This window comes from Methanoregula sp. (genome assembly GCF_023227875.1).
Classification (GTDB): Archaea; Halobacteriota; Methanomicrobia; order Methanomicrobiales; family Methanospirillaceae; genus Methanoregula.
This window is the reverse complement of record NZ_JALOCH010000009.1, coordinates 26,084-43,256: the sequence shown is the minus strand read 5'-3', so window position 1 is coordinate 43,256 and position 17,173 is coordinate 26,084. Positions and strand designations below refer to the sequence as shown.

Here is a 17,173-nt window from a genome sequence, read left to right as displayed (position 1 = left end):
CGGTAGATTGTACCATAAAAAGGATCAGAGTGCCAGCATCACGCAGAGCATCACACCAATCAGGACCGTGAGTACAATTGCAACCGGCGCAACCTTACGGATGACCTCGCCTTCGATGCCAAGCTTATCGATCACTGCTGCCGCGTTCACGATCTTTGCAACTGCTACACCTGAGGCAACCCCGCCGGCAGTGGCATGGGCCGCGTACACCGGCAGGAAGTCCAGCGAGAGGACGTCCGTTGACTTGTCCAGGATCCCGTAGAACATGACATTGGACGACGCCTCGCTGCCGGATATGAACGACCCGAAGAGGCCGAGGAGCGGGCTCGCGAGCGGGAAGCCGATGCCGAAGGTGAGCGCGAGGGTGAGCCCGATGACCGCGTTCATGTTGAACGCATCGGCGCCGGGCAAAAATGCCAGCGTCCCGCCAATGACCGACTTGCCGGACCAGTCCATCACGTACGCGATGGCAAAGAAGACCATGGCGGCAAGCGTGGGGCTCCATGCCCTTTTTGCCCAGAGCGAGAGGATGGATGTCGCCTCGGCCCGGCTCCGGACAAGGAGCGGGGCTGAGATAACGGTGCTGACCACCACCCAGAAGTAGGCCTGGTTGAGGAGTTTTAAGTCTATCACTTTGTCGGCAACGACCGTGATCTTCTGCGCCGGGCCCAAGATGCTATAGAGCCCGGCCTGGATGACCGGGATGCTGATGATGACCGCAAACGAGACGAGCAGGATCCACGGGAAGGCCGCTTTCCAGAGGGGCATGCCCCCTGTGGGTACCGTTGCAGGCTCTGCGTCAACATGCGCAGGCCTCCCCCTGAGGGCACGGAGGAGGAAGAGGACCGCGATGGTGACCAGGCCCGAGAAGACCCCGACCAGGCCGATGGCGGAGGCCGGCAGGATGTTCACGAAGAGAATGGCGGAGAACCCGAGCGTCAGGCCGGCAACGACCGCTGTAAACAGGCCCTTCCGCACCCCCTCAAATCCATCCGCGATCCAGAGCATGCCGAGTGCAATACCTGTCGAGATGACCGGCAGGAAGAGCGCGACCTGGCACCCGAGCGCCTTGGCATCGAAGCCGAAAGCTGCGGCCGGGATCGTGATGGGGACGGCAAGGAGCGAGAAGGATGTGAGCGGGTCGTAGCCAAGACAGGGAAGGGCAACGGCCGCGATGGGCGAGAACCCGAGCGCCATCATGATAGGCGGGAGCATCGTGACCGGGGTTGCCCCGATCGAGACCAGGAACGACCCGAAGCCCACGTTCAGGATCATGATCTGCTCGTAGCGCTCAGCCGCAATCGATTTGATGTACGCGGTGATACGACCGATTGCGCCGGTCACATCCATCATTGTCACCTGCAGGATGGTGAAGAGGACCATCAGAGAGATCCCAAACGAGGATAGGACGCCGGCCCATGAGGCGGCGAGCGCGACCGAAAGCGAGGTCTGGAAGAAATACACGGCGATGATGACCGTGAGGAGCCAGCCGAGAATGCCCATCGTGGTCCGTGACAGCTTCAGGAAGATGAGACCGGCAAAGATCAGGATGATCGGGAGGACTGCAAGGAAGAACTGGGGCGCGAGATCCACGTGAAAACCATCCGGGTGTGAACAGATCTATCCGTCAGGATCCAGCAAAACCATATCGGTTTATTCTTTCATTGGCAGGCAAGATCAAACGGGGCATATGGGAATGGGCTTCATGCCAGGTGCACCACGCCGGAGATAAACCGATACTATTATTACGCCGGCTCCCCATCAATCCTATGCCATGCTATATCATAGCATAGAGGAAGTTCCATGAAGTATTCTGTTCTCGTAATTGTGGTCCTGCTCATCGCGGCCGCATTCATCGCTGGCTGCTCACAACCAGCTTCAACGCAGCAGACCCCTGCTGCATCGCAGGACGTCGTCAGGGTCGGCGTCATTGCGTCCCTGACCGGCCCTGCAAGCAATGTCGGTACGAACATGTGGCAGTCTGCCCAGGTGGCGGCCGAGAAGATCAATGCCGAGGGTGGCGTGACCTTACAGGATGGGAAAAAGGCCCAGATCACGCTGATTGTCGGGGACGACGAGTCCACACAGGCTGGCGGCCAGAAGGCCGCGACCAAATTGATCACCGATGACAAGGTCGACATCCTTGTCGGCGGGTACTCGAGCGCTGTCACCTCGGCGTACGAGCAGACCATCGCCGAGTACAAGGTCCCGTACATCGTGACCGGCGCATCGAGCCCGATCATCACCCACCGGACCGACATCGATACGAGTTATATCTTCCACCACTGCCCGACCACGGACACGTACGGCCAGTATACCACGCAGTTCATCGACCAGGTTGTCCGTCCTGCTGTTAACCAGAAAGCGGGCGCGTCCTCCGACCGGCCGTTCCGTCTCGCCCTCCTCTACCAGGACACGGCATTCGGCAAGGGGATACAGACCGCGGTGAACGATACGATCACGAAGAACAAGCTCAATATCGTCCTCGTCTCCCAGCAGAGCTTCAGGATGGGGGAGAGCGACTTCCGGACGCAGCTGACCGCGATCAAGGCGGAAAAGCCCGATGCCTTGTACCTCGGTGCATTCCCGAACGAGGGGGCTCCTGCAATAACGCAGGCACGCAGGGACATCGGCCTGAACACGATCTTCCTCTCGGCCGAGAACAATGACAATGCCCAGTTCTACAAGGACGTTGGCCAGTACGGCGAAGGAGCGATCATCGAGAGCCGGTTCTCGCCCTACACTGCCCCGGCAGGCGCTGTTGCAGCCGACCAGGATGTATTTAAGCAGGCATATTTTGCCAGGTTCGGGACGTACCCGGACATGATGGGGGCATCGACCTATGACGGTGTCTTTATCGCAGTAAAGGCGATCGGGAACGCAGGGACAACGGACAAGGCCGCGGTGCGACAGGCCCTCGTGGACCTGAAGATGCCGCAGGTTATCGAGGCGATGAAGGATGGCACCATCTCGTTCTCATCCGATTACCGCGAATCGGGTTTCGACCTCTGGATGGAGCAGCTCTCGCCCGATGCACAGTCCGGTGAGACCCGGCCTGCAATTGTCTGGCCCGACAACCTGAAGACAACCGGGTTTGTCCTGCCGTCATGGTACGTGGCAGGCAGCAGCTCGTAGGCCATCATATTCCCTTTTTATAATGGGCATAACGATATACTGCATATACCCGGGCAGGTGCTGATTCAGGCCATGGACGAGTTCTCGATCTTTCTCCAGATCATCTTCTGGGGACTCTATGCCGGCTGTATCTACATCCTGCTTGCCACCGGGCTGAACCTGATCTTCGGCGTGATGAAGGTTGTCAATTTCGCACACGGCGAGTTCCTCATGATCGGTGCCTACATCACGGCCACGGTATTTTTCCTCACGGGCTTCAACCCCTTCGTCATCCTCCTTTTGTCAATGGTCGTTCTTGTGGGCATCGGCGCGGTCGTCGAGCGGCTCTGTTTCCGCCCCATTCTCGGCACCGGCAAACTCAACGAGATCTTCCTCTCGATCGGCCTCATCTACATATTCCAGAACGGCGCTGCCATGATCTGGGGGGACGCATGGCAGAGTGTCAAGAGCCCATATGAAAGCATGACGGTCCCTATCGGCCCGCTCTCGGTCCCCCTCGACTACATCATCATCATGGTCGTCACCGCTGCGATCCTCTGCGGATTGTTCCTCTTCCTGAAGAAGACCACGATTGGCATGCAGATGCGGGCAACGAGCCAGAACCGGAAGGGGGCGATGCTTGTCGGGATCGATGTCGAGCGGATTGATGTGATCAGTTTCGGCCTCGGGTGCGCACTCGCTGCAGCGGCAGGCACGCTCTGGGTGGTGAGCGGGCAGGTCTTCAACCCGTACATGGGTTCGATCCCCGCGGTCAAGGCATTCGCTATCATCATCCTCGGCGGCCTGGGCAGCATCCCCGGTGCGATCATCGGCGGGCTCCTGATGGGCCTGGCCGAGAACGGTGCCGCATTCCTCCTGGGCGGCATCTGGAAGGACGCGGTCTCGTTCATCATCCTGATCGTTGTACTCATCATCCGCCCGACCGGTCTCTTTGGCGGGAAGGAGGGATGATGCCATGCAGCTGACGCGGGAGAACGTGACAATGTACGGCACCATCGCGGCACTGCTCATTGGTGCAGCCATTCCGTTCCTCACCGATAATATGTTCATCGTCAACCTCGCGGTCCTGATGCTGATCTCCATCATCTTTGCGTCGGCCTGGAACCTCCTTGCATATTCCGGCCAGGGCTCGCTTGGCCATGCCGCGTTCTTTGGTATCGGCGCATATGCGTCGACAATCATTGCGGTGAAGTTCGGCATTACGCCGTTCGTCACTATCTTTATCGGCGCTGCAGTCGCGGCTATCATCGGAATTCTCATCGGACTCACCTGTGTCCGGCTCAAGGAATGGTTCCTTGCGATGGTCACCTTCGGGTTCGCCATCATCGTCCAGACCCTGACCGTCAGCGTGCTCGCGCCCATGACCGGGGGATGGGACGGGATCCCGTCGCCCCGGCTCGTGAGCCCGTCCGTCCCGGGCTACCAGTTGATCGAATATTACGCAATCCTCATCATCACCATCGGTGCTATCGTCGCTATCTGGTATATTATGAGATCAAAAGTCGGCCTCGCCTTCCTTGCGATCCGCGAGAACGAGACCGAGGCACGGGCGGCGGGTGTCGACCCGGTCCGCTACCGGCTCCTCGCATTTGGGATCTCCGCATTCATCGCAGGAGTTGCCGGGGCGCTCCAGATCCACCACATCGGCTATATCACGCCGGAATTATATGGCGTCGACAACTCGTTCTGGCCGATCACGTATGTGATCCTCGGCGGGCTCGGCACGTTGGCCGGCCCGATTGTAGGCACGGTAGTCCTCACCATCATATGGGAGGGTTTGAAAGAGACCGGGCTCACCTTCGCGAGGTACGTGATTATCGGAGTCATCCTCATCCTCACTATCATCTTCCTTCCCAAGGGGCTTGTCAGCCTGCCGGAACAGGTGCAGGAGTGGGTGAAGAGGAGGAAGAGGAAGGAACCTGAGGGAGAACCGGTGGCAGCGGGTTAGCCTAGCATTTTTAAAATTTTAATTTTATTTTTTTCATTTGATTATGATGGCTCCCCGCCTCAGGCCATCTTCGACGATTGAGTGGTTCGAAGAGCTTACGACTCTTCTCCTCCTCGACTTTCTGATGAAAGTATCAGATTCATCCGAACCACAAATTCGAAAAGAACCCATCAGGGATCTTTGAGGCACGGTGAGGCAATTACTTAAAATTAACATCCAGGCAATCATCCCAGCGAGGTCCCGTCGGGGAGGTCGAGCGACCCCCGAAGGGGATGGGAGAACTCACAAAGTAAAAAAATCAGAACCCCAGATACGCCTTCTGTATCCGGGCATCGTGCATGAGTTCCCTGGAATTGCCTTCCTGCACGATCCGGCCGTTTTCCAGCACATATCCCCGGTCGCACATCGCGAGCGCATTTCTCACGTTCTGCTCCAGCAGGAGGATCGTCATTCCTTCCCTGCCTAGCTGCTCGAGCGACCGGAAGACCTGGCCGGTGAGGAGGGGGGAGAGGCCGGTCGATGGTTCGTCAAGGATGAGGAGGCGGGGTTCCGACATGAGTGCCCGGCCAATGGCAAGCATCTGCTGTTCGCCACCACTCAATGTGCCTGCTTCCTGCCGTTCCCGCTCCTGCAGGACCGGGAAGAGCCGGAAGATGCGGGCGAGGGCCGCTTCCGGGTCCTTGTTGCCCATACCTCCGAGACGGAGGTTCTCGATAACGGGCATTGACGGGAATATCTCCCGTTTCTCGGGAACCAGGGCAAGTCCTTTTGAGAAGAGTTCATTCGGGTGCTTTCCGAGAATCGGCTCGCCATCGAACACAACCGATCCCGTTGCCTTCCGGTTGAGCCCCACGATCGTCTCGACCGTGGTCGTCTTGCCGGCTCCGTTCGGGCCGATCATGGTTACGAGCTCGCCCTTGTTGACCCGGAACGAGAGGTCCCAGACCACCTGAAGGTTCCCGTGGAAGACATTGAGACTGGAGACTGACAGCATGGATGCGATACCTCCTTAAAATGCGTCGATATCGCCGAGGTATGTATCGATGACCCGCTGGTTGTTCACGACATCATGTGGGTGGCCGTCAGCGATCTTCTCGCCATGGTCGAGCACGACAATGCGGCTGGAGACACCCATGATAACGCTCATCACGTGCTCAATGATGAGGATGGATGTCCCGTTGTCCCGGATCTTACGGATGAGCCCGACCGCTTCGTTACTCTCGCTCGGGTTGAGCCCGGTAGTGATCTCGTCAAGGAGGAGGAGTTTCGGGTGGCAGGCAAGGGCACGGGCGAGCTGCAGGCGCTTGAGTTCGACCACGTTGAGGTTCCGCGTCAGGGTTCCGGTCTTCTCCCTCGGGAAATTGACTTCGTCAAGGATCTCCCTAGCCTCTGTCTCCGCTTGCCGCATGCCCGGGGCATGGTGGTTTCCGAACAGTATTCCGATCATGACGCACTGCTCTGCGCTCAGGTTCGGGAAGGATTCTGCGATCTGGAATGTCTTTGCTATCCCCTTCCGGCAGATACGGTCCGCTTTCATGCCGGTGATATCTTCGCCCAGGAACGAGACCTTCCCCGCGGTCGGGGAGATCATGCCGGAGATGATATTCAGGAGCGTGGTCTTGCCGGCGCCGTTCGGCCCCACAAGTCCTACGATCTGGCCGTCACCGATGGTCATGTCGACATTGTTCACTGCGGTGAGGCCGCCTATCTGTTTGGTTACTCCGGTGAGTGCGAGCGTTTCAGTCACCTCGGGAAGCGGGGATGCTCTGTGCTATAGGTTAGCACGGTACGATATTAAAGATCGTATTACGTCAACAGTTTTGAGCTCTTGTGGTTCAATCGACAATTTACACGGATTGTCCGTTTTTAAGGTTTGCACCGGAACAATCTGGAATCTGTCTTGAAAAACCAGAAACTGTTTTTACTCTCGCTTCCAAGTAAATCACGATGGATAACCTCTTCACTTCGCCGGAATTCCAGATGAGCCTGCTCCTCTTCGTGGCGCTCGGCGGATACCTGATTGCGTCAAGGATCAACCAGTCCGCCGTTATCGGGCTCATCCTTGTCGGGCTCCTTGTCGGCCCGAGCGTGCTCGGGTGGATCACCTACACGGACTTTGTCCGCAGCCTCGCCCATCTCGGCGCAGTCATCCTCCTGTTCGTGATCGGGTTCGAGTTCAACATGAAGGATATCATCCACCCGAGAAATTTTGCCATAGCTCTCGTCGGGGTGATCGTCCCATGGATCGGCGGATGGTGGCTTGCCGTCCTGTTCGGGTTCGATTCAGCCAGCGCGATCTTTATCGGGACTGCGTGTACGGCAACGAGCATCGCGATCACGGCGAATGTCTTAAAGGAACTGGGCAAGCTCCAGACAGACGCCGCCAAAGCGATCATCGGCGCTGCGGTCATCGATGACGTTCTCGCCCTGCTCGTCCTTGCAATCAGCACGGATGTTGTTGGCGGATCGTTCTCGTATCTCGGGATTGCGCTGGTAAGTATCAAGGCAATCGCTTTCATCGTCATTGCAGCAGCGTTCGGCCTGCTCGTGGTCAGTAAATTCCTCGTCAGGCTTGATTCAACGGCATTCGTGAAGAAATTCCCGGAGTTCATCTTCCTCTTTGCCATGATGCTTGCCTTTCTCTATGCGATGCTCGCCGAGATGGTGGGACTCTCGGCAATTGTCGGTGCGTTCATCGCAGGCGTTTCATTCAAGGATGTCGAGCTTCACCAGAGCCACAGCCTCAAAGAAGGGGCGGAATATCTCCAGATCATCTTCGCCTCGATCTTCTTCGTTTCGCTGGGGGTCATCGCCGACCTCCACGAAGTCACGTATGAGATCTTATTGTTCTTGGTCGCCCTGACCATTATTGCTATCATCACCAAGGTAGTCGGCTGCGGGATCCCGGCAAAGCTGGGGGGCCTCTGCACGAAAGACTCGCTCATTGTCGGGTTCGGCATGGCCCCGCGGGGGGAGGTGGCGATGATCGTGGCCCTTATCGGACTTGAAGCCGGTATCATCGGGCAGGGCGCATATGTCGCCATCGTGCTCATGAGCCTGCTGACAACCATCGTTACGCCAATCGTGTACCGGAACTGGTTCTACAAAGGAGAGTGCACGTATGGTACCGCTGGCGCACCCGGGGATGAGGGAACATAACCCTCCTGTTTTCTGGCACTGATAATTCCGTGTAATGCCCGTCCAGAGATTGATGGGAAACGGGAGATTACGGCAGAATTTACCGGGCCGGTATCGGCTGGCAGTGAGGCGTCAAGTCTGGCATCTCCTGCATTATCCTCGTTTTCAGGGAAGTATTCAAATTGTTCAGCTCGGGATTAGAGTCAGGACTATACTATGATCACGCCGTTCCTGGAGCAGGACAGTAATGCCCTGTGCGGGTAAGTGTTGAAAAAACATGGCAACAATAAAAGGACTATGTGCTCGTCTGCGGTGGTTCACCGCGTAACGTTCCCGAAGGCGGCACAAACGAAGGCGGCAGTATCCCCTCCTTCTGGAACTCGCCCCAGGCTCTTCTCGTCACTTCCGATTTGAACTCAAACTCCAGCCGGAGATCGTTGACATATCCCTTGGCACGGACACGCTTGTAGAACGGGAAGTCCTCGAGCAGCACGGTATAGGGATATTTTTTCGAGATTATCACGTATTTCGAGGTAACCAGCGCCTCTTTGAGGATCTTCATTGCCTTCTCGGCATCGGAGCTGGGATGGATGAAGAGATCAATGACGATCATCATCGCCAGGTCGCCGGCATTGCCGCTGGTCACCGGCCGGCTGAACAGGGTAAAGTTCGGTATCGATACGAGTTCGTCGGCGGGTGTCTGGATGCGTGTCGAACGGATACCGATATCCTTCACTTCCCCGTACTTGTCGTCAATCGTCACCTTGTCGCCGATCTGGTACGGTTTTTCAAAGATGATCACGACCCCGCCCACGATATCCGCAAAGAGATCTTTCAACCCGAACCCGATGGCAGCACCAAAGAGCCCCGAGAATGCGATCATCTGGGTCAGCGAGGGTTCGATCACCGCGATGATGATATAATACAGGGCCACGATGTAAACGAGGAGTTTTAAGAGCGGGATGGTCATCGTGATCGATGTCCGGTACCAGCCGATCCGCTCCGATACGTGTATCAGGATGAAACTGAGCAGCCAGGTGAGGACATAGGCGATGACGATGATACTGATAATATAGACGATCAGGTTCACATCGATATTCTTGATCGGGAGTTCGGACGCAACTTCGGACGTGACATTTGTCAGCAGGGTATCTGCCATGATCACCACAGCCTCCGGGTCTTTTTCAGGTAATCGATCACCGGGCCGAGGGCAAACGGCGGGATGCTGTAATAGCCCGCGTTATTCTGGACAAGGCCCTGCTGGACAAGCCGGTACAATACCTGCTTGATATCCATCTCCGACCCGGCAATCGCCGCTAAGTCCTTCTCGTGCAGGGATTCCATGGACAGGATGACGGAGAGGATGAAGGATTCATTGGTATCAAGGGAGATGGAATACGGGGTTTCGGTAATAAATCGCAGCGAGATAGTGTTCTTATCCAGGCTCGAATTCCAGAGGAGGGTAGCAACCCCGGGATTTCCTTGGGCTATCCGGTTGATCTTTTCAAAGATTACATCCTCGATGGAGATCTGGAGTCGTTTTTTCCGGGGAAGCTTCCGGAGCATCAGGGTAAAATTCAGTTTTATCCACGGAAGGGGAATTTCGGCGGTGGTCAGCGGCAGTCGTACCTTCTTATGGATCAGGGAAAAAAACATCGACCGTTCGGCTGCCCCGTCCTCAATGAACCGGATCTCCCCGGGCTTATACCGCGAGAGGATCACCTGCTTGAGAACGGGAGTATCCATCCGGGTCAGCGTAATGATCGTGGGGAAATAGACATCAATGTGCATGACAGAGGACAGGTATTGCCAGCTGTAGGTGTTCCATGCCGTGATAAAGATCTTTTTTGAAGTAATCTGCGTGCGGAGGAAGATATCAAGAACATCAAACCCCCCGATAACCCGTGTCGCAAGGAACTGGCAGTTGTCGATGAGGATGATATCACTGGCAAGAGTGGAAAAATCCGGGAGATCGGACTCCCGGATGACAAAGTCCAGTGGCAGGTAGTGCACCCGATCGCCATAGATGCGCCTGATTTCAGCAACGAGCGTTTTGCGGCCGGCCATCTGTTCTGCAATAATGGCAACGTGGGACGGTGCATCCGACCCGGAGCGTTCGATAGCCCCGCAAATCTCCTGTAATTCCCGTTCATAGCCTATGATGCAATTCTCGCAAACAGGCTTCCCCTCGTGTCCCATAAACAGTGCACGGTTCCTACCAGTGAAATAAACGGGAGAATTATTAAAGGATATGCAAAATCCTGCCTCCGGGAGTCTGGTCTTTTGGCGGGCGCTGCACAAAACAATTATGGGGAATTTTTTGTCCCCGGAACACCGTGCGAGTCACCTGTCACGTTGACGATACATCAAAAATACCGCATCCGTTCCTATTCATGCCCGAATGAAAGATTGTAAAATGTGTGCCTTTGATAACGTCACCGGTCTGCGCCATGCGAACGCGTGGAGCGTGATCCTTCGGTTTGCCGTTCTCCCCTTTTGACTTGGCATTCCGGACCTGCGGGGTCTATTTCGGGTTCCTGCTATCTCCTACGATGGATGGCTGGACTTTGCATACATTTTCATAATATTGGTCCTGGTGAGAAAACCCACCAGCCGGTCCGGCGACTCTTTTTCCACAACGGGGAGATGGTTGAAGTCCTGGCCGACCATGATCGCAAGGGCATCCTCAAGGGAATCCTCCGGATGGATCACGGATGGAGCTGGCGTCATGGCCTCCCGGACGAATTGGTGCATTCCGTTGGCAACGGCAGTCGTCCGGGTGTCCCGGTTCGTGATAATCCCGATAAGACGGTCATCTTCGAGCACGGGAAAACCGGTATGCCCCGTTGTTGCTATCAGATCGGGGACTTTGAGCGACTCATCTGCGGGGGAGACTGTAATGACTGCCTCCCGGGGGATCATCGCATCACGGACCGGGATTCGTTCGAGTGTTTTCCGGTCATATTCGCCGCGATGGGCACCGGACTGGGCTTTTGTTTCGACCTGTGCCTGGAAGATGGTCTTCTCTCCTTTAAACAACGTCGAGATGCCTACTGCAGCCATTGCCGGTACCAGGATCGTGATGCTCCCGACCATTTCGACAACCATGATCAACACGGCAATGGGGGCATTTGCCACCGCCCCGAACAGGGAGATCATACCGACAACCACAAACACCGGCACCGATGCCAGCGGGACATACTCCGGGGCAACCAGGTGCAGGATCATGCCGAGCGACCCGCCAATTGCCGCACCGATCGTTAGCCCCGGGGCAAAAACACCTCCGCTCCCGCCGGAACCGAGGGTCAGGGATGTTGTCAGGATCTTGAGAAACGGCAGGAGGATAAGCACGACAAGCGGGACCATCGAATAGATCATGAGCTGGTCAAAACCATAGCTCGACCCAAGGCTCGCGAGACCAAGCATCTCTCCCTCCGGGGATATGATGGAAAGTGCAATGACGATAATCCCGAGGAGGACCGCTCCCGCGACCGGTTTCAAGTACATGGGGAGGTTATACCGTTTGAATGCAGCAGCGAACTGGTCGCGGCTCCAGTAAAACGTAAAGATATAGAGAAGCCCGAACATCGCACACAGGACCCCGAGCAGGAGGAACATGGGGATCTGCCAGACATTCCAGACAAGCGATTCGAAGGCAAAGATGGGGGTGTACCCCTCAAAGAAGCCAAAGATCGCATACCCGATCACTGATGCAAGAAACGCCGGAACGATTGCATCGGATTCAAAGTCCCGTGTATAGAGCACTTCGGCCGCTAGGACTGCTCCCCCGAAAGGCGCCTTGAATATCGTCCCGATCCCGGCGCCGATCCCGGTTGTCATGGCAATCCTCCGCTCACGGGGGGACAGGCCGAGCATATCCGCAACCATGGACCCAAAACCTGCCGAGATCTGGGCCGACGGCCCTTCCCTCCCCGCGCTCCCCCCGGTCGATATGGTGAGAATGGCCGTAACTGCTTTGACGAGCGGGACTCTTCTCCGTATCCTGCCATCGCCATGGAATGCCCTGATCGCCGCATCGGTACCATGGCCTTCAGCCTCCGGAGCAAACTGCGTTACCAGGATGCCGGTCATGAGGCTCCCGAATATAAGGATGGGCAGGAGGAGGACCAGTGAATGGGGTTCGGACCACTGGCTGATCCCGGCAACGGTCTGCCCTTCCACCGGGTACGCCCACTGCAGGAGATAGCCCATGAAAAATGCCGTTCCCCACTTGAGGCCTTCAAAAAAGAGAAGAGACCCGACACCGGCAATGATACCGACAACTATCGCGATAACGAGAACCCGTTTTGTCGGTGTGATACCGGAAGGGAAAGAGAATGTCATGGATTCCGCGGTTTTTTCCTATCTTTCGCCCGGATGTATTTTACTGTTCCCATTTATTTCCGGGATATGTTAAACAGGAACGATTTTTGATTATCGGAAATCCTGCGGATACGTGCGATGGTCAGGACCACGCTGACAAAGGAGAACTGCAATGAACTCGGCGCCCTTGTCGACCTCGCAAAAGCTATCGGGGCCGGTCGGTTCTGCCTGTACTGGCTGGTGCCGACCGGACGGGGCATGGATGCGTACAACCGGCTGCAGCTCGGGCCCTCATCGCATCCTCAAACGGCGGGTGCAGTGCCGGCGACCGGGTGGCAAATATCGACCCGCAGGGCAATGTCTATCCCTGCCAGTTCGCCCGGTCCCCGGAATTCCTTGTCGGGAATGTCAGGGAAAAGCCGTTTTCAGAACTCTGGGCTGATGCGTTGAACCCCGTGCTTGCCCGGTTCCGGGAAAGACCGGTGCCGTTAACCGGACCGGTCCTTATTATCGCCGAGGGACTGTTCATGTATCTCCATGAGGGGGAAGTCAGATCTCTCCTCCTGCGGTTGCAGCAGAAATTCCCGGGGAGCCTCCTGGTATTCGACTGTTTCAGCGCAGATGCAGTGAAACGCATGGCGGCTCACCCGTCCATACAAAAGACCGGAGCAGGGATTTACTGGGGAATTGACAATGCAGCGGAGATCGGGCAATGGAACAAGGGAATATCCCTGCTCGAAGAATGGTATTTCACGCAGTCGGATGAGATCCGGAAACTGGATCGCGTATACAGGATGCTCTTTACGATTGCCGGACTGTTTTCTGCTGCAAAAAAAGCACACCTCATCCTGGTATTCAGGCTGGATTGATCTTTCTCTGTGGGATCCGGACCTATCGTAAACAAGTGAAAAACCTGGTTCTCACGTCCCCGCGTTCAGGAGCCGGCTCTTTTTCGGCTGGTGGGCAGTTGTCCCGGTTGCCGTGGCTCTGGAAAGACATGAAGGGCGTAAACGAATAGTACCGAAGATGGCAGAATAAATCCGATGAGCGACTCCGGTACCTCAATCGAAATGTATTTTACCCATCTCTCCCCGGCGTTTCAGCCAGAGGAAAATCGCTGCACTGATGAAGACGAGGAAAAAGGTAAACCGGTTCACAATCACGAGATTTATCGCTATCCCTTGGGGAGATACGAGAATCCCGCCGATCAGGAAGAGAAGGGTTACGATACAGACCGCAGGAATTGCATAGTACCTGCTCGACCAGTACGACAGGATGAGGGGAATCAAATAGAGCAGCCAGACCGGTTCTCCCAGGGGTGTTATGGTGTCGATCAGGTAGACCCCGATAAAGACCAGCGCGATGATCAGTACGATACCCGGATCCGATGCAAAGGACCGGAGTATCCGGGTCAGTGAAGAATTGTTATGATGTCGGGACGGTGACATAGGACACTTCCTCTGTCGCGGGAACTGGCATTTTCTTAATATATTATCGTACTCCGGGGGGATAAAGGGATTACGATCTTTCTTTGCGTATCTCTGATCGGGTAGGAAAGAGCAGCCGTAAATAAGATCCCGTCCACCAGGCCGCCGTCGCATAATCAGAATCAGAAAGGGTTTAAAATAGAAGTCCCAAAGAAACGTTCACTGACTTGTGCATCCGGTTACTATGAATTTCTGTTAATGTCAATTGAATGAACATTTTCGCACAAATCAAACCCTGCCCTCTTACGGGCAGAGCAGAACCCCCAAATGAGGCAACTCAAATGTTCCCTAAGTACGTACTATCAATTTCCGAGCTCGACAACCTTATCGGGTCCGCCCCCAATGGGAGGGAGAAGATGGAGACGGTTACGGATCTCTTTCCGTTCCGTTCCAACAGTTATTATCTCTCCCTCATCGACCGGAAAGACCGGCACGATCCGCTGAAAAGGATTATTCTTCCTGGTTCTCGTGAACTCAAAACCGGGGGATCTCGTGATCCGTCCTGTGAAAAATATTCTGCAAAAAAACCCGGCCTGCAGCACAAATATAATCAGACCGGCCTCCTTCTCCTCACTGATATCTGCGGCGGCATCTGCCACTTCTGTTTCGGTAAACGCCTTTTCATGCGGTACTACCGGCCTTCCCATTTAAAAAAAATCGGGAAGGTCATGGTCTCCAGGACAAACGCGATGGCCCGGTGGTTTGACGATTATCACCATGCCCTGACAGATTTGAAACCGAAAAAAGTATGCGTATTCTAAAAGAGTGAACCATGACAACCTCATCCGACACCAATGACCGGGACCGCCAGAGACTGCCTCCTCTTGATCCTGCACGGAGGTTTCAGTACCTGAGCGGGGAGATGAAAAATACTGTAAAGGACTTCGTCTCGATCCTGAAAGGACACACCCAGGGTGCCGAGAGCCGGGGCGATCCGTCACTGATCCAGAAGAGCCCGGAACCGGAGTACGCCCCGGAGTACTGGAGGGACTGGCGCTGGCAGGTCCGGCACCGGGTCAGGGATATTGATACATTCCAGCAACTCCTCGGGATAAAATTCTCGCCGTCCGAGCAGGAACAACTCAAAAAGACGATTGAGAAGTTCCCGCTCAGCATCACCCCGTATTACCTCTCGCTCATCGATGTAAACGATTACAAGAACGATCCGATCTTCAAACAGGCGTTCCCTTCTCCTGAGGAACTGATCGTGGAAAATTACGAGCTTTCCGATCCGCTGGCTGAGGATAAGGACAGCCCATGCGACTGCATCACCCACCGGTATCCGGACCGGGTCCTCTTCCTGGTCAGCAACACCTGCGCAATGTATTGCCGGCACTGCACCCGGAAACGAAAGGTCGGTGACATTGACTCGATCCCGGATCGGAAGCAAATCCTTGCAGGGATTGACTATATCCGGAAAAATCCGCAGATCCGTGATGTCCTCATGTCCGGGGGAGACCCGTTCATGCTCAACGATGATTACCTGGACTGGATCTTAACCGAGCTCCGTTCCATCCCTCACGTGGAAGTGATACGTATCGGGTCCCGGGTCCCGGTCGTCCTGCCTTTCCGTATTACGGATGGACTGGTCGATGTCCTGAAAAAACACCACCCGCTCTGGGTCAACACGCAGTTCAACCACCCTAAGGAGATGACAGACTCTGCCCGGGCTGCTGTGGCAAAACTCGCTGATGCCGGCATCCCGCTTGGCAACCAGTCAGTCCTCCTTGCAGGTATTAACGACTGCCCGCGGATCATGAAAGAACTTGTCCACCAGCTTGTCCGGAACCGTATCCGACCGTACTACCTTTACCAGTGCGATCTCTCGGAAGGCATCAGTCATTTCCGCACCCCGGTATCCAAAGGCATCGAGATCATGGAGAGCCTGATCGGCCACACGAGCGGGTTTGCCGTTCCGCGCTACGTCGTGGATGCTCCGGGCGGCGGGGGGAAAATCCCCGTCTTCCCCAACTACCTGCTGACCTGGTCGGTGCACAAGGTCGTGCTCCGCAACTATGAGGGAATGATCTGCACCTACCAGGAACCCGCCAATTATGATCGTATCTTCTGCGACGGCAATTGTGATCACTGTAAACTCCAGCTGAATATCGATCGCGCCGATGAATCAAAAGTGGTCGGGGTTGCAAAACTCCTCGCCGATTACGATGAAACAACGACCCTGATCCCGGAGAACAATGTCCGGATCGAACGGAGGCAGGATGACACAGAATGATGTTGTCCTCCGCCGGGGGAAGAGCGTCATCCAGCACGGCCATTTCAACAACCGGGTCTATGTCATGAAACTGGCCCCGGAAGATATTCCGGACATCATCCGTTACGCAGACGACCTCGCCCATAAAGAGGGGTATTCCAAAATCTTCGTCAAGGTACCGGTATCGGTTGCCGGGGTTTTTGCCCGTGACGGGTACATCACGGAAGCCACGGTCCCGTTCTTCTTCCATGGCAAAGAACCTGGTGCGTTCATGGCGAAATATCTGGATCCCACGCGAAAGGTGGTACCCGATGAGTCAAACATTGCAGATGCACTGTCGGCAGCCCTCGGGCATGCGGGTGAGAGATCCTCCCACACGCTGCCGGACGGTTTCTCGCTCATGCATGCCCATGCCGATGATGTCGGGGATATTGCGTCAATCTACCGCAATGTTTTCAAGACATACCCGTTTCCCATCACGGACCCCGATTACATTCGCAAGACCATGCAGGGATCGATCCGATATTACGTGATTAAAAAATCCCCTCTCCTGTGTGCCGTGGCGTCCTGCGAGATCGATGCAGAGAACCGGAATGCTGAAGTGACCGATTTTGCTACCGGGCCGCTCTTCCGGGGACGCGGGTTTGCAGGCCTGCTTCTCCATGCCATGGAGACCGGGATGAAAGAAGAAGGGATCGAACTGGCCTATACGATCTGCCGGGCAGGGTTCGGGCCGATAAATACCGTGTTCGCAGAAGCGGGTTACCAGCACGGAGGCATGCTCCCGAATAACACCAACATCTGCGGATCGGTGGAGAGCATGAACGTCTGGTATAAAAAACTGTGACCGCTGGTTATGAACATGCGTATTGCCGAAAACCGCGTATGCGTGATGCATCCAGGTGGATCGCGGTTTTTCTTGCAGATACA

At 55.7% G+C, this 17,173-nt stretch carries 15 protein-coding genes; 8 read left to right on the top strand and 7 right to left on the bottom strand.

What is annotated here, in order from left to right:
- Nucleotides 1-24: 24 nt before the first annotated feature.
- On the bottom strand, nucleotides 25-1,593 hold the full coding sequence (locus M0R30_RS10375; protein WP_292546561.1) for an L-lactate permease: 1,569 nt from the start codon (nucleotides 1,591-1,593) through the stop codon (nucleotides 25-27).
- Between the two features lie 210 nt (nucleotides 1,594-1,803).
- Between M0R30_RS10375 and M0R30_RS10370 the strand changes: the two genes are divergently transcribed.
- The 3 genes from M0R30_RS10370 (at nucleotide 1,804) to M0R30_RS10360 (ending at nucleotide 5,083) form a co-directional block, all read left to right on the top strand.
- Nucleotides 1,804-3,135: an ABC transporter substrate-binding protein gene (locus M0R30_RS10370; RefSeq protein ID WP_292546559.1), complete on the top strand. Its 1,332-nt coding sequence runs from the start codon at nucleotides 1,804-1,806 to the stop codon at nucleotides 3,133-3,135.
- A gap of 72 nt (nucleotides 3,136-3,207) precedes the next feature.
- Nucleotides 3,208-4,086: a branched-chain amino acid ABC transporter permease gene (locus M0R30_RS10365; RefSeq protein ID WP_292546558.1), complete on the top strand. Its 879-nt coding sequence runs from the start codon at nucleotides 3,208-3,210 to the stop codon at nucleotides 4,084-4,086.
- 4 nt (nucleotides 4,087-4,090) lie between these two features.
- Nucleotides 4,091-5,083: a branched-chain amino acid ABC transporter permease gene (locus tag M0R30_RS10360; RefSeq protein ID WP_292546556.1), complete on the top strand. Its 993-nt coding sequence runs from the start codon at nucleotides 4,091-4,093 to the stop codon at nucleotides 5,081-5,083.
- Nucleotides 5,084-5,381: 298 nt separating this feature from the next.
- Here M0R30_RS10360 and M0R30_RS10355 read toward each other — a convergent pair whose 3' ends face one another.
- On the bottom strand, nucleotides 5,382-6,077 hold the full coding sequence (locus tag M0R30_RS10355; RefSeq protein ID WP_292546554.1) for an ABC transporter ATP-binding protein: 696 nt from the start codon (nucleotides 6,075-6,077) through the stop codon (nucleotides 5,382-5,384).
- A 15-nt stretch (nucleotides 6,078-6,092) separates the two neighbouring features.
- Nucleotides 6,093-6,830: an ABC transporter ATP-binding protein gene (locus M0R30_RS10350; protein WP_292546551.1), complete on the bottom strand. Its 738-nt coding sequence runs from the start codon at nucleotides 6,828-6,830 to the stop codon at nucleotides 6,093-6,095.
- Between the two features lie 200 nt (nucleotides 6,831-7,030).
- On the opposite strand from M0R30_RS10350, the gene M0R30_RS10345 reads away from it, so the two are divergent.
- A complete protein-coding gene (locus M0R30_RS10345; RefSeq protein ID WP_292546549.1) occupies nucleotides 7,031-8,242 on the top strand; it encodes a cation:proton antiporter in 1,212 nt (403 codons plus the stop codon).
- Between the two features lie 274 nt (nucleotides 8,243-8,516).
- Here the strand turns inward: M0R30_RS10345 and M0R30_RS10340 are convergent, their stop codons facing one another.
- From M0R30_RS10340 to M0R30_RS10330, 3 genes are all read right to left on the bottom strand, one after another.
- Entirely contained in the window at nucleotides 8,517-9,380 is an 864-nt protein-coding gene (locus M0R30_RS10340) for a mechanosensitive ion channel domain-containing protein (protein WP_292546547.1), read from the bottom strand.
- A 2-nt stretch (nucleotides 9,381-9,382) separates the two neighbouring features.
- A complete protein-coding gene (locus M0R30_RS10335) occupies nucleotides 9,383-10,420 on the bottom strand; it encodes a hypothetical protein (RefSeq protein WP_292546545.1) in 1,038 nt (345 codons plus the stop codon).
- 348 nt (nucleotides 10,421-10,768) lie between these two features.
- Nucleotides 10,769-12,565 (bottom strand): chloride channel protein, encoded by a 1,797-nt coding sequence (locus M0R30_RS10330; RefSeq protein WP_292546543.1) that lies wholly within the window; start codon nucleotides 12,563-12,565, stop codon nucleotides 10,769-10,771.
- A 311-nt stretch (nucleotides 12,566-12,876) separates the two neighbouring features.
- Between M0R30_RS10330 and M0R30_RS10325 the strand changes: the two genes are divergently transcribed.
- A complete protein-coding gene (locus M0R30_RS10325; protein WP_292546541.1) occupies nucleotides 12,877-13,413 on the top strand; it encodes an SPASM domain-containing protein in 537 nt (178 codons plus the stop codon).
- A 192-nt stretch (nucleotides 13,414-13,605) separates the two neighbouring features.
- Here M0R30_RS10325 and M0R30_RS10320 read toward each other — a convergent pair whose 3' ends face one another.
- Nucleotides 13,606-13,992 carry a hypothetical protein gene (locus M0R30_RS10320; RefSeq protein ID WP_292546540.1) on the bottom strand — a complete coding sequence of 129 codons (387 nt, stop codon included), beginning with the start codon at nucleotides 13,990-13,992 and terminating at the stop codon, nucleotides 13,606-13,608.
- 320 nt (nucleotides 13,993-14,312) lie between these two features.
- On the opposite strand from M0R30_RS10320, the gene M0R30_RS10315 reads away from it, so the two are divergent.
- Genes M0R30_RS10315 through ablB form a run of 3 tightly spaced genes read left to right on the top strand, consistent with a single transcriptional unit; the run spans nucleotide 14,313 to nucleotide 17,090 of the window.
- A complete protein-coding gene (locus M0R30_RS10315) occupies nucleotides 14,313-14,792 on the top strand; it encodes a hypothetical protein (RefSeq protein WP_292546538.1) in 480 nt (159 codons plus the stop codon).
- A gap of 11 nt (nucleotides 14,793-14,803) precedes the next feature.
- Nucleotides 14,804-16,264 (top strand): lysine 2,3-aminomutase, encoded by a 1,461-nt coding sequence (ablA, locus tag M0R30_RS10310; protein WP_292546536.1) that lies wholly within the window; start codon nucleotides 14,804-14,806, stop codon nucleotides 16,262-16,264.
- Complete coding sequence (gene ablB / locus M0R30_RS10305) at nucleotides 16,251-17,090, top strand: putative beta-lysine N-acetyltransferase (RefSeq protein WP_292546534.1); 840 nt, start codon at nucleotides 16,251-16,253, stop codon at nucleotides 17,088-17,090. The genes ablA and ablB overlap by 14 nt, the downstream gene beginning before the upstream one ends.
- The last annotated feature ends 83 nt before the right edge of the window (nucleotides 17,091-17,173 follow it).

Bases quoted from the DNA above. Each gene is read 5' to 3' on its own strand.
- M0R30_RS10370 (WP_292546559.1), top strand. From the start codon at position 1,804: ATGAAGTATTCTGTTCTCGTAATTGTGGTCCTGCTCATCGCGGCCGCA.
- M0R30_RS10365 (WP_292546558.1), top strand. From the start codon at position 3,208: ATGGACGAGTTCTCGATCTTTCTCCAGATCATCTTCTGGGGACTCTAT.
- M0R30_RS10360 (WP_292546556.1), top strand. From the start codon at position 4,091: ATGCAGCTGACGCGGGAGAACGTGACAATGTACGGCACCATCGCGGCA.
- M0R30_RS10355 (WP_292546554.1), bottom strand. From the start codon at position 6,077: ATGCTGTCAGTCTCCAGTCTCAATGTCTTCCACGGGAACCTTCAGGTG.
- M0R30_RS10345 (WP_292546549.1), top strand. From the start codon at position 7,031: ATGGATAACCTCTTCACTTCGCCGGAATTCCAGATGAGCCTGCTCCTC.
- M0R30_RS10340 (WP_292546547.1), bottom strand. From the start codon at position 9,380: ATGGCAGATACCCTGCTGACAAATGTCACGTCCGAAGTTGCGTCCGAA.
- M0R30_RS10335 (WP_292546545.1), bottom strand. From the start codon at position 10,420: ATGGGACACGAGGGGAAGCCTGTTTGCGAGAATTGCATCATAGGCTAT.
- M0R30_RS10330 (WP_292546543.1), bottom strand. From the start codon at position 12,565: ATGACATTCTCTTTCCCTTCCGGTATCACACCGACAAAACGGGTTCTC.
- M0R30_RS10320 (WP_292546540.1), bottom strand. From the start codon at position 13,992: ATGTCACCGTCCCGACATCATAACAATTCTTCACTGACCCGGATACTC.
- M0R30_RS10315 (WP_292546538.1), top strand. From the start codon at position 14,313: ATGTTCCCTAAGTACGTACTATCAATTTCCGAGCTCGACAACCTTATC.
- ablA (WP_292546536.1), top strand. From the start codon at position 14,804: ATGACAACCTCATCCGACACCAATGACCGGGACCGCCAGAGACTGCCT.
- ablB (WP_292546534.1), top strand. From the start codon at position 16,251: ATGACACAGAATGATGTTGTCCTCCGCCGGGGGAAGAGCGTCATCCAG.